Here is a 15,749-nt window from a genome sequence, read left to right as displayed (position 1 = left end):
GAATGACCTCGACGTTCACCAAGGCGTTGAACGAGTCGCAGCTGGCCCACGACTGGTTCTGCCCGTACTGCATGGGCCCGTACTTCCAGTAGGTGAAGGGGACGGGCCAGGCGACACAGGTGAGCTTCACCTGATGCCAGGTCGGCAACTCGCAATTGGACATTCCGCCGGTATTGAAGATGTTGTACAGGTGGCAATTCGCCTGCCACACGGGCACATCGTCGGCCTGGGCCGTTCCACCACCGGCGAGCACCATGCCCGCGGCTGCGGTGGTGACGACGGCACTGGCGGCAAGCCGCTTCGCAGACAGCATTCCGACCTCCTGAATTGGTGTTGTCCTCCAGCAAATCGCATTCGGACGCTACTTGTTACGGAAAACGAAACAATTGATTATTTCGGAGGATCGTCCTTTATTCGGAATTGCACTGTTCGGTCAGGGAATCGGGGGCGGGCGGTCCGGGACCAGAAGGGTCGCAAGGGCAGTGCCGATGGGGATCGCGTTGTTCGTGTCGGCGTTCGCGGTGGCGCCCAAGGTGACGTAGACGACGACGGTAGTGGCGGTCCTGGTGTCGTAGAACGCGACTCCGTTGTAGCCGCCGTAGGACGGGTTCATGAACAGCCAGTCGCCCATGTGCGGGACACCGAACGCAAAGTACTTCTGCGCGGTGAGGGGGCCGAGTCCGGCGGTCGAGGGAGCCATCATCTGCTGAAACCAGCCCTCGGGGAGCAGCTCGCCCTTGCCCAGGGCACGGACCCAGCGGCCGACGTCGGTGACGGTGGAGTTCATATTGCCGCTGTGCAGGAATGCGGTCGGATTCCAGAAGGTGGCGTCCTCGAAGATCTTTCGCTCATCGGTGTAGCCGTGCAGGATCGGCTCGTCCAGCTGGGCGGTGAGCATGACCTTGCTCTTCTTCATGTCGAGCGGGACCAGTACGTAGTCGGATATCAGCTCGCCCAAGGGTTTTCCCGACGCCTTCTGGAGAACTTCGCCGAGCACGACCAGATCGCTGTGGGCGTAGGCAAAACTCGCGCCCGGGTCGAACAGCGGTGGGCGGGCATTGGCCAGGTCGAACAACTCTTGGGCATTCCAGGGCCGAAGAAGACGGGCTGAGCAGCGTTCATCAGAATCTACGCCGGTAGCCGAACCATAGCCACGACCGCCGATCCATAACCCGCGCGTCCCGGTCGCGGGCCCGAATCACGGCCCCGAAAACCCGGGGCATGCGGCCCGTCGCCGATCGGTGAACAGTGCTATTCGCAAATGATCATCCCGCTCTAATCAGCGTTGCCGAATCGAGAAACCCCGCATCATGCGTACCTCAGTCCGCACCCTCGCCGCGGCCGGAATCACCGCCACGGCCTCCGCCCTGACCGCGCTCTCCGCCGGACCGGCCGCCCACGCCGACGTCACCGGCACGGGAATGACCGTGCAGGGCAGCAACTTCCAGGTCGGCCAGACCTACAATGTCGTGGTCCCGGTCTCCGACTGCACAGGCGGTGATCTCTCCGACACTGCCAACGGCGTCACCGTCCGCTCCAGCTGGAACGGCAAGTCGAGCATCGCGGGCCAACCCTGCATGGGCACCACCTCCACCTGGACCTTCCAGTGGACCCCGCTGACCCCCGGCACCCACGTTCTCGGCTTCGGCTACGGCAACGGCGATACGACCCTCCCGCCGTACACCAACATGGGCTCCGCCACCGTCCAGGTCAGCGGCACCGGCAGCACCGACCCGAAGGCCTGCGGCGCCTCCTCCTCGCCCTGCACCACGGTCCACGGCACCCCCGAGGTCGGCTGCGCCCTGACCGTGACCATGTCCGGTATTCCAGCCTCCCTGATCACCTCGTCGGGCTCGGGCGTCCTGCAAACCCTCAGCTCGGGCGTCCCGACCCGCAACGCCTGGTTCGACGACAACAACACGGCCACCGGCACCACGACAATCAACGGCAGTTCCGTCGCCATGAAGTGGACCCCCACCACCACCGGCTACCACCACCTGAGCGGCCAGTACGACACCGGCGCCCTGGCCGGCTTCCCCGACGGCATCGTCCTGCCCGGCTACGCGGGCGACATCTGGCTCCAGGTAGCAGCCGCTGGAACCCAGCCCTGCGCCTGATTCAGCCCACCCGCCCCGTGCGGGTCCGGCCGAGATTCTGCCCATCGAGTAGCGAGCGGGCGCTGGTACTGCGTTCGCAGTACACCGGACTGCCGTCACCGGGACGATGCCGACTACAAAGGCGTCGAACCAGCATGGCTACATGGCGAAATTCCTGTACCGGGTCGGCCGGTTCGCGTTCGAGAAGCGGCGGCTCGTCGTGCTGCTGTGGGTGGGGCTGATGGCTGCGCTGGTGGTGGGAGCCGCCAGCGCGCCGCCCGCGCCACCGGATACGTTCTCGATTCCGGGGACCGAGTCCCAGCAGGCGTTCGATCTGCTGGAGCAACGGTTCCCGGGCACCAAATCCGATGGGGCGCAGGCGCGGATCGTGTTCGTCGCGCCCGAGGGGCAGCAGATCGGTTCCGACGCCAACAAGGCGGTGGTGGAGCGGATCGTCGCCGATGTCTCGGGCGGCGCGCAGGTGAACGGCGTGCTCGACCCGTTCCAGACGGGCGCGGTCAGCAAGAGCGGCACCACCGCGTACGCGACCGTGAGCTACGGCGCCACCGGTGACAACCTCACCGATGCGACGAAGGCCGCGCTGACCGACGCGATGGACACCGGTGAGGCCGCCGGGTTCACCGTGGAGATCGGCGGGTCCGCGCTCCAGGCGAAGCCGGAGATGGCCGGGGCGACCGAGGCCATCGGCATCGCCATCGCGGCCGTCGTGCTGATGATCACGTTCGGCGCGTTCGCGGCGGCGGGCTTGCCGCTGATCACCGCGCTGGTCGGGATCGGCGTCGGGATCGCCGCGATCGTGGCGATCGGGATGTCCACCACCACAACAACTCTGGCGATGATGCTCGGGCTAGCGGTCGGCATCGACTACGCGCTGTTCATCGTGTCCCGCTACCGCACCGAACGCGCCGCGGGTTACAGCGCGGCGGAGGCCGCGGGACGGGCTGTCGGAACCGCCGGATCCGCGGTGGTTTTCGCCGGGCTCACCGTGGTGATCGCGCTCGCCGGACTGGCCGTGGTCGGGATTCCGGCCCTCACCACGATGGGATTGGCCGCCGCGGGCACCGTCGCCGTCGCCGTGACCATCGCGTTGACGCTGCTGCCCGCACTGCTGGGCTTCTTCCAGAACGCGGTGCTGCCCAAGGCTTTCCGCAAGCAACAGCAGGATCGCGACAGTCTGCCCGCCGAGTCGATGCAGGAGGACGAGCCCGGGATGGGCACGCGCTGGGCACGATTCGTCGTCCGCCGTCCGGTGGCCGTGCTGTTGATCGGGCTGGTCGGCATGGGCGCGCTCGCACTGCCGATGACGAGCCTCGAACTCGGTATGCCGGGTGAGGAAGCGCAGCCGACGTCCACGACGCAGCGCCGCGCCTACGACGCCCTCGCCGAGGGCTTCGGGCCCGGCTTCAACGGGCCGCTCACCGTCGCCCTGGATGTCAAGGGCGTCAGCGATCCGCGGGCCGCGGTGGAACGGGCGACCAGCGCGCTGGTCGCGACCAAGGGTGTCGTGTCGGTGTCGCCCGCGATCTTCAATCAGGCCGGTGACGCGGCCATGATCACCGTGGTGCCCGCCACCGGTCCCTCGACCACCGCGACCAAGGACCTCGTGCACACCCTGCGCGGTGAGGCCGGCGGTCTGCGGGCGGCGACCGGTGCGACCATGCTCGTCACGGGCGCGACCGCGATGAATATCGATGTCTCGCAGAAGATGTCGGACGCACTGCTCCCCTATCTCGCCGTGGTGGTCGGGCTCGCGATCCTGCTGCTGATGGTCGTGTTCCGTTCGATCGCCGTGCCGATCAAGGCGGCCCTTGGCTTCCTGTTGTCGGTGGGCGCGGCCTTCGGTGTGATCGTCGCGGTCTTCCAGTGGGGTTGGCTGGCCGGCCTGATCGGCGTGCACCAGACCGGTCCGGTGATGAGCATGATGCCGATCTTCCTGATCGGCGTGGTGTTCGGGCTCGCCATGGATTACGAGGTCTTCCTGGTCACCCGGATGCGGGAGGCCTTCGCGCACGGCGAGAGCGCCCGCGAGGCCATCGTCACCGGATTCCGGCACAGCGGCCGGGTGGTGGTGGCCGCGGCCGCCATCATGATCGCGGTGTTCGCCGGATTCATCGGCGGCGGGGAACCGATGATCAAGATGATGGGCCTCGGGCTCGCCGCGGCGGTGTTCTTCGACGCCTTCATCGTCCGCATGACGCTGGTCCCGGCGGTGCTCGCGCTGCTCGGCGACAAGGCGTGGTGGCTGCCGGGGTGGCTGGCCAAGATCCTGCCGAACGTGGACGTGGAGGGCGAGAGCCTGAACCGTCCGGTGGCCGCCGAACCGGAGCGGGAGCTCGAATCCGCGCGCGCCTGAGCCGCGGGCCGGATCTGCGACAGGTACCGGTAGGCCGTCCCGAGCGGGCGGCCTACCGGTCGGTTCGGGACCTGCCGATTACTGTTCTCGACGACGAGAAGGAGTGCCGATGACCACCGAATGGTCGCAGTGGCCGCGCCGGCACAGCCGGGCGGTCGATGTGGTGGTGGCCATCCTGCTGTGCGCGCTGGCCACCTACGCGAGCCGGTTCATCGACACCGCGAACGGGCAGGGTCCGGTGGCGGTCCGGCCGGTTTCGCCCGGGGTGTTCGCACTGTCGGCGGCGGCCTCGATCGCCTTGCTGTGGCGCCGGGCGTATCCGCGCGCGGTCTTGGCGATCACGACGGCCTGCGGTATCGGGATCGGCGCCTTGGGTTTCGAGGTGTCGGTGTTCACCGCGGGTGCGGCGTTCGTCGCCATGTATTCGCTGGGCCTGTGGTATCCCGATGCCCGCACGGCCAAGCTCGCGCCGGTGATCGCGGGCGCCGCGCTGCTGCTCACTTCACTGGTGCACGACTTCAGTCCGCTGCTGACCGGCGGACGCATCACGCTGGTCGCCGGTGACCTGCTGGCCGGTGCGTTCGCCGAGGCCGGGCGCAATCGGCGCAACTATCTGGCGGCGCTGCACGCGCGCGCCGAGCTGGCCGAACGGACGCGGGAGGAGGAGGCGCGGCAGCGGGTCGGCGAGGAGCGGGTCCGGATCGCGCGGGAGTTGCACGACATCGTCGCCCACCACATGGCGTTGGCGCACGCGCAAGCCTCCACTGCCGCATACCTGTTGCGCAGCCAGCCCGATCAGGCACAGGAGATGCTCGACGAGCTGGCCGGCACCACCTCTGCGGCGCTGCGCGAACTCAAGGCCACGGTGGGCCTGCTGCGGGAGGACGATTCCGATGCCCCGCTCGAACCGACGCCCGGCCTGGCTCAGCTGTCGGAACTGCTCACGTCTTTCGAGCGAACCGGTTTGACGTTGTCGTTGTCGATCACCGGTGTGCCACGCCCGCTCTCACCGGGCGCGGACTTGACGGCGTACCGGATCATCCAGGAGGCGCTCACCAATGTCACCAAGCACGCGAGCACCGCGACCGCGACCGTGCGCCTGGTCTACTCGCGCCTGCTGCTGACCATCAGCGTCAGCGACGACGGCGGTGACGCGCCCGAAACTGTTCGCGGTGAACAGGATTCGGCCGATCGGGAATCGCACGGCTATGGCCTGATCGGCATGAACGAGCGCGCCGTCTCGGTCGGCGGCCACCTGCGCGCCGGCCGCAAGCCCGGCGGCGGTTTCGAAGTCACCACCGAACTGCCCCTCGAACCACCGAAAACTCCCGACGACGAGGACAAGACGCCATGACCATCCGGGTACTGCTCGCCGACGATCAAGCCCTGCTGGCCGGCACCTTCCGCCTGCTGATCGATTCGGCCGAGGACATGGAGGTGGTCGGCATCGCCGGAAACGGCGGGGAGGCCGTCGAACTCGCTCGAGCCACCACCCCCGACGTGGTCGTGATGGACATCCGCATGCCCGGCACCGACGGCCTCACCGCCACCCAGGAGATCTGCGCCGACCCCGCCTTGCGCGACACCCGCGTCATGATCCTCACCACCTTCGAACTCGACGAGTACGTGGCGCAAGCCCTCCGCGCCGGAGCCAGCGGCTTCCTCGGCAAGGACGTCGGCCCCGAAGAACTCCTCCGCTCCATCCGCGCGGTAGCCGCCGGCGACGCCCTCCTCTCCCCCACCGCGACCCGCGCCTTGATCGCCCGCTACCTCTCCCGCCCCGAAAGCCGCATCACCGCAGCCGATTCCCTCGACGTCCTCACCGCCCGCGAACGCGAGGTCGTCGCCATGGTCGCCGAAGGCCTCTCCAACGAGGAAATCGCCGAAAAAGTGTACGTCAGCCCCCTCACCGTCCGCACCCACGTCCAACGCGCCATGTCGAAACTCGGCGTCCAGAACCGAGCCCAACTCGTAGTCCTCGCCTTCCAATCCGGCCTGGTCCGCGTCGAACCACCCCGCCCCTGACCGATCACGCGGATTTTGCGGTTAGGTTCGAGTGGTGACTCGGATCGACAGTCACGTCGAAGGACCGTGGGGGAATCGCTTGATGGACACGACAGAAGCTCGCATCGAAGATGCGGGCAATATCCTGGTCACGCCTGCCGGGTTGCAGGACAACGACTTGCTGAGGGACTTCTTCGGGCGCACGATCACGCCGGAGGACCTGGTTTCCGGATCACCTGATCTCGTGCAGAAGAGTGTCTACCTGTGTGGTGATGTGTCAGCGATCAGCGACCGGCAGCTGCGGGACGCTGCCCGGGTGTTCGTGGTCCGGGAGTTGGCGGACGGTTACCGCGGGGACGTCTACGGATCGCGGACTCTCATCGACCTCGGCCGGATTCCTGTGCGCGTTCACGGAGTCGGCGTGTACTACCGTCGCTTCTTCGACCTCGACGACGACTACTTCGGGCGGATCCGCGCGGAGCACGCGTTTCAATCCCTGACCGAGTCCACCAAACCCGGGACCGCTCATCGCAGCGGCATCTACTTGACGCCTGTCACCCGCAGCGGTGACGAACTACGGTTCCACCTGCTCCGCTGCTCCACGAACCTCTCGGGGCCGACCGAGAACTTCCGGGCTACCGACACCAGCATTGTCGAGTCCCTGAATCGCGAGGCCGCCAGCATCTTGCGGGGCCAGGCACCGCTGAACCACGTGCTCGCCCAGATCTACCACAACACTTACGCCACGGCGGAGCGGAAGCAGTCCAAGGCCAAGATCTCGGCGCACGCCGACAAGACCAAGGACATGCCCGTCAACGGGATCATGGCCTTCTGCACCTTCTACGACGGGCTCGACAAGCTGCGACCCTTGGCTGAAGACCCCTTCGACCATGGCGTGAAGAATGCCAGCGGGCTGACCAGTCTTCGCTTCCGCCTCAAGGATTCGGTCGAAGTGCGCGACGACCTTCCCGCGCAGTTCGACCTGACGCTCCACCCGGGGTCCGTCTTCTTCATGCCGCTGTCCACCAACCGCCTGTACACCCACGAGATCCGGCCCTCGGCATTGGACGCCGAATTGCTGCCGACCCGCCTGGGCTACGTGGTGCGCTGCTCGAACACCGAAGCCGTTCACAAGAACGGCCGGACCTTCCTCGACAGGGCTGGAGACTTGGTGCAGCTCGAGCCACCCACACAGGAGGGCATGGACGAACTGCGGAGGCTGTACGCCGAGGAGAACAGGACCTCGTCCTTCATCGACTACGGCGACCGATTCCTCTTCAGCATGAACACCGGAGACTACGTTGCCCCTCGCCCCTAGGATCCCCGACGAAATCCTCTCGTACACTTTGCCGTTCGAGGAGGACCTTTTCGCGCAGCTCTCCACGTCAGCCCTGTTCGAAGACGTCGGAAAGGGTCGGCGAGGCGCCACACTCACCAAGGCCGATGATGCCGACCGTGTGCCGCTGGTCCGCACCACCACTCGCTACGCCAACCCGACGCAGCACTTCCGGCCGGTGCACGACCGCCTGGCACAACAGATCCAGACCCGAGCCGGAATCTCGAAACCGTTCAACAACGCCCTCATCGAGACCTACACGAACGCATACGCCAAGATGGGCAGCCATTCCGACCAAGCCCTCGACCTGGCCGACGAGTCGTTCATCGCGCTCTTCTCCGCCTACCGACACCCCGAACCGATCCCGCCGAGAAAGCTGATCTTCGAACGAAAGGGGTCCACCGAGAAGTTCGAGATACCTCTCGCCAACCACAGTGTCGTCATCTTCTCGGTCACCTCGAACCGGGAACTCAAGCACAAGATAGTGCTGGACACCCCCGCCCAGGCGGCCGAGAACGAATGGCTGGGCGTGACATTCCGAACATCGAAGACCTTCATCCACTTTCGCGGAGGCCACCCATACCTCCCACCGGGCACACGCCTCACATCAGCTGACGAAGATCAGCAGCGCGAGTTCTTCCAACTACGCCGCCGCGAGAACAACGAAGCCGACTTCGTCTACCCCACGCTGACATACACCGTCAGCGACAGCGACCTGTCCCCACCTGTCTGACCTCGTGTGCTTCTCGCCAGTCGGAGGGATCTGTCGAGCCACAAATGACGGTCAGAAATGCGGGAGCATTTCAGGCTGTGCGAGCCGCTTGATGGTTTCCGCGGGGCTGGTGTCGCTGCGACCGAAAACCGCATCGAAGTAGGCCAGTAGGTAGGAGCGTTGAAGACCGACCGAGCGGGTTGCGTCGATCGAGCCGATCGCGACGTTCTTCACTTCATCGTTCACAAGGCCCGCCGTGGCCAGCCGGGCCACGATCACCTGTTCATCGGTGAAGGACATGTGCCGGGTGCCCGCGATGCGCAGGGGCAGTTTCAAACCGGTGTTGGTAGCCCAATACGGTTCCCAGCCCGGGTGCCCGAACCAGGGCGACGTGTCGCTGGCGAGCATCAGTAGCGGCCGTTCGAGGCCGTCGGTGGAAACGGAGCCCAGGATCGGGCCGTCGAGATTGACGCCCGCGGAGATCCTCGAATCGTCGTGCATGGTTTGAGCGGTCGTCGACCCGCCGAGAGAATGGCCGAACATGCCGACCTTTGTCAGGTCCAAGTCGTCGGCGAGGTGTTGCGGCAGTGCAGGACCCGCATCGGTGGAGAGCCCGGCCGCGGCAGAGAGTTGATCGAGAACGAATCGTGCATCGGCGACGCGGATTGGAACCAACATGTCGGACAGGACGTTCAATGCCGAATCCAGCGGCACTGCACTGCGTTCGGTACGCCCATCAGGAAATTGAACCGCGAACGCTTCGTGGGTGTGGTTGATCGCGATCACCACGTAGCCGTGGCTGGCGAGATCCTCGGCCTGAGCGGTGCTCAGCCCGGTCGTGTCGTCCAGCCCCGGTGAGTACAGCAGGATCGGAAACTTCCCGCCGCCGGCCCGTGCCTGCGCTTCGCTACGACTATGACTGGGCGCGAGCGCCCAACTGTCGGAGGCGACACCAGCCTGGGCGAGGCCGAAGCGCTGTTCTTCCAGGCTGCCCGGCGGCATCCACGATGCCATGGGTGCGGGATCGGCATCGTCAGCCGGATACCAGATCTGCACCATCAGTTCGCGTCGGCGGCTGGGGTCCCATGGATCAGCACGATTGGCGTCGATGAGATGCCATTCGGCCACGCCAACCGCATCAGGACCGGTCGGAGCGGGCAGATTGATGGTCACAGCTGTATCCGGCGGTATGCCGGGGCTCGCCTCTGCGAGACCGGCGACAGCAGTGGCCGCCATCGATACTGCGGCTACGGCAATGACATGCCGACGTAATCCCCTGCGTTCCACGACAATTCCCCCGAGTCGGTGTGCTACTCGATGGGCCACCATACAAGATCGACAAGGGGCATGGGCGACACCTCAGCGGGTTGATCTTCCACTTCCTGTGCCGGGGGACTCGGTCAGCCCTGGACTCGTCGGCGAATCGTTGCCTGATTCCGGACCGAACAGACGCATCGACGCTGCCCCTGCCAGCAACGACAGCGCCCCGACGTAGAGCAGCCGGACTCCCACCACGAAGGGCTGAAATGCCAAGGGCATCAGTGGAAGAAGCGACAAGCTCAATGCGGCGACCAGTCCGGCCGCCAGCCAGAAACGCCTCGGTGCGCGGTGGGTGGCCGGTGGGTCACCGTGCCAGGCTCGCAGCAATCCACGCCGACCGATGTAGTAGAACAACCCGACCACGAGTACCCCACCAAGCAGTGTCGATGTCTGCTGCAGCAAGTACCACCAGGGCCTACCGAGCAGGCCTGGCTGCAACAGCACGGGGAATCGGGCTACGCCCCAGCCGTGCCCACCAGCTGGATCATGTGTGAACCCGTCCCAGAAGATATGAGTGATTGCGCCGATCAGGATCGAGTAGCCCGTGACATACCACCGATATCGCACGGTGCTGAGCACGCCATAGGCGGGTAGATCGAACGCTCCGAGCCGTGGCAGATGTGCGGCAATATCCGCGGCACCCCAACGAATCACCACCGTCGCGATGATTCCCATCGGCAGACACCACCACAGCAGCGCGAGAAGTGTGTGCGTCTCCGGCATCGAAAAGAACCCTGCCACCGGATACGAGGCATCCGGCACCGCCGCACCGACCACCAATGCGACACCATCCAGATGGCGAGGCCACCGGAGCTTCAACGGGATCACTGCCAACGCATGCGACGGAAAGGTAAGCGGCACGGCCAAGTCTATCCACTGCTGTCTCAACCGGTTCTGAGGCTCGAATCCAGGTGTCGGTATCGCGATTCACGCGTGGCCGACTCAGCTCCGCCTGTAACGGGTGACCCCTGCCCGCCGACTGATCGATGAAGGCTCCAGCGCGGTAGGGGGCGGACATGCCTGACGTATCCGGCTCGTTGGCGCGGTCGGCGTGGGAACTGTGGTCAAGCGTCGTGCGACCAATCGCCGGCGCTACCGCAGCAATAGTGCTGATCATTGTGGGCCTCGTGTTGTTTCCCGACGATCCCTCACCCGAGCCGATCGGGAGTCGCATGGTGTTCCCGGTTCTGGTCGAACCCCTGCCGCAGGTATCCCCACCGACCACGGTTCCCGGCAGCGGGTCTGCCACACCGCCGAAATAACCCCGGCTACTCCCTCCGGGAGGGCTGCGTATTCATCGGACAGTTCCGCGACCGCGCGGCGCAGCTCGGCCAGCTGCGCCAGCAGGTCTCCGCGCTTACCTTCGAGCTCGATCGGATCTGCCACCATGCGCCTCAGTCTGCCCCGATACGAGAACTCCGGCAGCTCAGGTCAGGTGGATCTCACGATTCGGTGGGGTTGCGGAAGTAGAGGGTGTTGGTGCCGTGGGCGGAGAGGGGGGCTGCTTCGGCGGCTTGGCGGATGCCGCTGCCGGGGAGGCAGGTGAGTTTGGTGAACATGGTGGTGTTGCCGAAGGCGGAGCGGACCTGGGTTTCGGAGGCGTAGTCGGCACCGTAGTCGGAGAGGGCCTTGAAGTCCAAGGGGGCCAAGGGCTTTTCCAGCGGGATTTGGGCGGCGGGCAGGCCCAGGCAGGCGTATTGGGTGGCGGCGCCGCCCTCGTACCAGCACAACTCGTAGGACATTTGCTCGGTGGTGGTGACGCTGACCACCGGCCATTCCTGGGAGAGACGCAGGGCGAGGGGGTGGCGGCCTACGGGAGCCACTTCCCAATTGAGGCTTTTGACCGAGACCCAGTGTTCGGAGACCTTCTCGATGAGGACGACGTCCTCGCCGAGACGTTCGGCGCGGTTGGGTTCGGGTTCGGGTGTGCTCCAGTGCTTCTTGTCGACACCCTGGTAGGCGGAGCTCTGGACCGGTTCTGCGCCGTCGGCGGTGTAGGCGGCGAGGATCGCCGCGCGGACCAGGGTGACCGCGTTGCGGGAGGAGCAGCGGACGGCCAGAGCACCGAAAGACGTGTTGATCTCCACCGGCTTGGAGGGCTGATCCGGCAGCGCGCCGGCCGCGATCGGTTTGAGGCCGACCAGGGCCAGCTGCCAGTTGATCTCCTCGATGGTGGCCAGGTCACCGGCCGTCTGGTAGAGGATCTGCTGCTGGGTCAGGTAGCCGGCGCGTTCCAGGGTGGCGCATTCCAGTTTGCGCAGGGCGGTGACGGTCTTGCCGGTGAATCCGATGTCCTCGACCCGGATTTCGCGCAGCCGCTGCGTCATGCCCGCGGAGGTGACCTTGGCATAGCACTCGCGGTACATGGCCAGGGCCTGCTTGCGCTGACGACCCACCATGAGGGTGCGCAGCTGGGTGTTCAACGTCGCCAGGTAGCGGTTGGCCTGGTCCGGGTCGGCGGCGAAGAGGCTCGCTCGGATACGGACCGCGTCCTCGCCCGCCGCGACGGCGGCCTTGGGGTCGAGGCGGCACAGCCACACGCTGCACTTGGACAGCGCATCGGCCGACGCGCCTGCGGCGAGAGGATAGGTCTGCGCCACATGCCGATACGCCTGACAGGCATTGCGGATGGTGGAAGTGGCCAGCTCGCGGTGGCCGATGGTGCGGGCGGCCTGCTCGAACAGCCGCAGTGCCTCGGTCACCTCGGCGGCGAACGGGGCGGTCACGTGACCGCTGGTGAGCCAGCGCAGACGGAGGAGCACGGCTTCCTGCGCGGGTTCCAGCGCCGACGCGGACCGGTCCCGCGAATCCGGATCGGTCTTGGTCGCCATCAGCGCCCGGGCCAGCTCACAGAGCGAGGTGGCCAGGGCCAGCTCCGTCTCGAGCGTCCGATCCCGTGCTGCCCCGCGATCCGCGGCCACTTGCCGCTCGATGGCGCTGAGATCCATTGCGACCTTCAAATCCCGTACCCCGTACTGCCTCGATCAATACAACCGTTGATCGCCCATCGACCGACCGCGTGTTCGCGCCGAGTCTGCCACAGATCGCGCGCGCGAGTCGGACGTCCGCCGGTATGCCCGGATTTCGGGCGACCGGCGCGTCGCGTCCGCGATCAGGACGGATGCGTGCAGCGCAGCTGCCCCGGTTTCGCGCGATCGTACTCGGCGCGGCCCGAGAGGTGCTGCGGCACACCGACTTCCCACCACGCGCCCGCCTCGGTCCAGGCAGAGGGCTGGGTGCGGACCACGACGACGGCCGGCCGGGACTCCGTCCGTGCGGCTGCCCGGGCGGCGGAATAGGCGTCGCGGAAGTCGCCCAGCTCGACGGCGGTGAAGACCGAACAGCCCAGCGCACGAGCGTGCGCGGCGAAGTCCACGCGCGGCGGGGTGGCGTGATTGGTGCGGCAGTCGGCGTAGAAGTTGTTGAACGCCGTGCCGCCCTGCCCTTCCTGCAACCGGGCGATCACCGCATACCCATCGTTGTCGCACACCACCGCGACCAACGGGTGACCGGCGAAGGCGGCGGAGAACAGTTCGGAGTTGAGCATCAGGTAGGAGCCGTCGCCGAGCAGGGTGGTGACCAGACCCTCGGCGTCGGTGCGCGCGATCGCCGCGCCCCAGGCTCCGGCCAGCTCGTATCCCATGCAGGAGAAGCCGTATTCGACGTCCATCGTCGGCAGTCCACCGGTCGCGCGCCAGCCACCGATGAGTTCGCCGGGTAGGCCGCCGGAGGCGGTCATGACATAGTCCGCCGCCTCGCTGAGTTCGTTCACCACGCCGACGATCTGTGCGTAGCTGGGCGTCCCGGGCGTGGGCGCGCGCAGTTTGTCGATATGCGCGTCCCAGTCCGATCGGACCGCCGCAGCGCGTGCGGTCCAGTCGGGATCGGCAGACCACTCCTCCAGTTCGGGTCCGAGATCCCGCAGCGTCGCGTCGGCGTCTCCGACCACCGCCAGCGCCCCGTGCTTGACCGCGTCGAATCGCGCCGTATTGATGTGCACGAGACGGACTTCCGGCGCGAACACCGTCCATGACGCGGTGGTGAAGTCCTGCAGGCGAGTGCCCACGACCAGCACCACGTCCGCCGTCGCGGCCAGCGTATTCGCCGAGGCCGCGCCCGTGATCCCCAGCGGACCGGCGAACAGCGGATGGTCGTGCGGCACCAGCGTGCGCCCGGCAGTGGTCTCGGCCACCGGAATCCCGTGCCGCTCAGCGAATTCCAGCGCTTGACCACCCGCCCCGGAATACCGCACCCCACCGCCGAGAATCAGCAGCGGACGCGCAGCGTCCCGCAGCAGGCGCGCGGCCTCGGTGACCCCGCGCCGATCGGGACGCGGGCGCGGAACATGGTGCACCACACGCTCGAACAGCGCGTCGGGGAAGTCGTAGGTCTCGGCCTGCACATCCTGCGGCAGGGCCAGCACCACCGGCCCGGTGTCGGCGGGATCGGTGAGCACCCGCGCCACCTGCGGCAGTGTCGCGATCAGCTGCTCGGGCCGGGTGATGCGGTCGAAATAGCGGCTCACCGGCCGGAACGCGTCGTTCACGGTGACGGTCGGATCCCCGAAGTGCTCCACCTGCTGCAACACCGGATCGGGGGCCCGGCTGACGAAGGTGTCGCCGGGCAGCAGCAGGACCGGCAGCCGATTCGCGTGCGCCACACCGGCGGCCGTCACCATGTTCAGCGCGCCCGGCCCGATCGAGGAGGTCGCGACCCCGACCTGTCGCCGCTGCGTGGCCTTGGCCAGCCCGACCGCCGCCAGCGCCATGCCCTCCTCGGTGTGCCCGCGCCACAGCGGCAGCGCGTCGCGATGCTCGGCCAGCGCGGTGCCCAGACCCAGCACATTGCCGTGCCCGAAGATCCCGAAAGCGGCGGGGAACAACGGCACTTCGACGCCTTCGAGAGTTTCCGAGCGCTGGGCGACGAGCCAGGCCACCAGCGCCTGCGCGGTCGTGAGCTTCATCCGAGCCGTCCTTCGTGGGAGGTGACCGGGCATCGCGGGTCCGCCGCTTCCGACACCCAGCTCGCCCGCACCCAGGCGTGCGCGGGGTCGTCGCAGAAGGCCATGGACCGTTCGGGGGCGGGACCGGCCAGCACATTCAGGTAGTACATGGGGTAGCCGGGCGCGGCCACGCAGGGACCGTGGTAACCGTGCGGCACCAGGAAGACATCACCGTCACGAACGGCCACGTTCTCGTCGAGTGCCCCGTCAGGGGTGTAGGTGCGGTGGAATCCGAAACCTTCAGGGCTCGTGGTGATTCCGTCGCGCCCCGCGATGCGGAAGTAGTAGATCTCCTCGTTCACGACCTCGCACTCGGAGGCTTCGTCGTGCTTGTGCGGTGGATAGGAGGACCAGTTCCCGTCCGGGGTGATCAGTTCGCAGGCATTGAGCTTGTCGGCGTGATCCCACACGCCGGGCGTGCCGAAGTTGGTGACCTGCCGGGTGGCGTGGCCGGTGCCGCGCACCTCGATCGGAACCTGCTCGGCCGGACCGTATTTCGGCTCCAGACGCCTTCCGCAGCGCGCCATCGGTAGCGCGACCTCCAGGCCGTCTACCGTAGACAGCTCCACCTCCGCGTCGCGCGGAACATACGCGAAGTCGGTCACCCGCGTGAACACGGAATCCCGCCCGGTGAGTTCGAAGGCCATCCCGTCCACCCGCACCGTGCATGCCCCGGCCAGCGGCAGCACGAACGCCTCGAACTCCCCGGTGGAGATCACCCGCCGCTCCCCCGCCGCCAACCGCAGCACCCGCAGCCCGGCGTAGGACCATCCCGCGTCCTCGGGGGTCAGCAGCACGGGGTCGCTGCCGTCGGCCAGCGTTCCGGCCCGGCAATGCAGTTGCGTCATATCCGCACCGCCCTGGCGTCGCCGATCGCATCGGCTGGTACACCGACACTGGTTGCG

General features: G+C 66.9%; 13 protein-coding genes. 6 read left to right on the top strand and 7 right to left on the bottom strand.

What is annotated here, in order from left to right; all coding sequences use genetic code 11:
* On the bottom strand, positions 1-313 hold a 313-nt coding region (locus ACFV4K_RS15380), incomplete at its 3' end, for a hypothetical protein (RefSeq protein ID WP_379275303.1).
* A gap of 120 nt (positions 314-433) precedes the next feature.
* On the bottom strand, positions 434-1,165 hold the full coding sequence (locus ACFV4K_RS15375) for a serine hydrolase domain-containing protein (RefSeq protein ID WP_379275310.1): 732 nt from the start codon (positions 1,163-1,165) through the stop codon (positions 434-436).
* 145 nt (positions 1,166-1,310) lie between these two features.
* On the opposite strand from ACFV4K_RS15375, the gene ACFV4K_RS15370 reads away from it, so the two are divergent.
* From ACFV4K_RS15370 to ACFV4K_RS15345, 6 genes are all read left to right on the top strand, one after another.
* Positions 1,311-2,117 carry a hypothetical protein gene (locus ACFV4K_RS15370; protein ID WP_379275301.1) on the top strand — a complete coding sequence of 269 codons (807 nt, stop codon included), beginning with the start codon at positions 1,311-1,313 and terminating at the stop codon, positions 2,115-2,117.
* Positions 2,118-2,259: 142 nt separating this feature from the next.
* On the top strand, positions 2,260-4,470 hold the full coding sequence (locus ACFV4K_RS15365) for an MMPL family transporter (RefSeq protein ID WP_379275299.1): 2,211 nt from the start codon (positions 2,260-2,262) through the stop codon (positions 4,468-4,470).
* A gap of 109 nt (positions 4,471-4,579) precedes the next feature.
* Complete coding sequence (locus tag ACFV4K_RS15360) at positions 4,580-5,824, top strand: sensor histidine kinase (RefSeq protein WP_379275297.1); 1,245 nt, start codon at positions 4,580-4,582, stop codon at positions 5,822-5,824.
* Positions 5,821-6,495 carry a response regulator gene (locus ACFV4K_RS15355; RefSeq protein ID WP_379275295.1) on the top strand — a complete coding sequence of 225 codons (675 nt, stop codon included), beginning with the start codon at positions 5,821-5,823 and terminating at the stop codon, positions 6,493-6,495. Before ACFV4K_RS15360 ends, ACFV4K_RS15355 begins: the two co-directional genes overlap by 4 nt.
* 82 nt (positions 6,496-6,577) lie before the next feature.
* Entirely contained in the window at positions 6,578-7,792 is a 1,215-nt protein-coding gene (locus ACFV4K_RS15350) for a hypothetical protein (RefSeq protein ID WP_379275293.1), read from the top strand.
* Between the two features lie 28 nt (positions 7,793-7,820).
* On the top strand, positions 7,821-8,543 hold the full coding sequence (locus ACFV4K_RS15345; protein WP_379275292.1) for a hypothetical protein: 723 nt from the start codon (positions 7,821-7,823) through the stop codon (positions 8,541-8,543).
* Positions 8,544-8,594: 51 nt separating this feature from the next.
* Here the strand turns inward: ACFV4K_RS15345 and ACFV4K_RS15340 are convergent, their stop codons facing one another.
* The 5 genes from ACFV4K_RS15340 to iolB form a co-directional block, all read right to left on the bottom strand.
* Positions 8,595-9,695, bottom strand: a complete 1,101-nt coding sequence (locus ACFV4K_RS15340) for an alpha/beta hydrolase family protein (protein ID WP_379275290.1) — start codon at positions 9,693-9,695, stop codon at positions 8,595-8,597.
* Between the two features lie 186 nt (positions 9,696-9,881).
* Complete coding sequence (locus ACFV4K_RS15335) at positions 9,882-10,703, bottom strand: DUF4184 family protein (RefSeq protein WP_379275308.1); 822 nt, start codon at positions 10,701-10,703, stop codon at positions 9,882-9,884.
* Between the two features lie 581 nt (positions 10,704-11,284).
* Positions 11,285-12,802: a hypothetical protein gene (locus ACFV4K_RS15330; RefSeq protein ID WP_379275288.1), complete on the bottom strand. Its 1,518-nt coding sequence runs from the start codon at positions 12,800-12,802 to the stop codon at positions 11,285-11,287.
* 152 nt (positions 12,803-12,954) lie between these two features.
* On the bottom strand, positions 12,955-14,805 hold the full coding sequence (gene iolD, locus ACFV4K_RS15325) for a 3D-(3,5/4)-trihydroxycyclohexane-1,2-dione acylhydrolase (decyclizing) (RefSeq protein ID WP_379275287.1): 1,851 nt from the start codon (positions 14,803-14,805) through the stop codon (positions 12,955-12,957).
* Positions 14,802-15,692 carry a 5-deoxy-glucuronate isomerase gene (gene iolB / locus ACFV4K_RS15320; protein WP_379275285.1) on the bottom strand — a complete coding sequence of 297 codons (891 nt, stop codon included), beginning with the start codon at positions 15,690-15,692 and terminating at the stop codon, positions 14,802-14,804. Before iolB ends, iolD begins: the two co-directional genes overlap by 4 nt.
* Between the last annotated feature and the right edge of the window lie 57 nt (positions 15,693-15,749).

Origin of the sequence: Nocardia sp. NPDC059764 (assembly GCF_042732555.1) — a bacterium.
GTDB lineage: Bacteria > Actinomycetota > Actinomycetes > Mycobacteriales > Mycobacteriaceae > Nocardia.
Note: the sequence above shows the minus strand (reverse complement) of the source record. Positions and strands in the feature narration are given on the sequence as shown.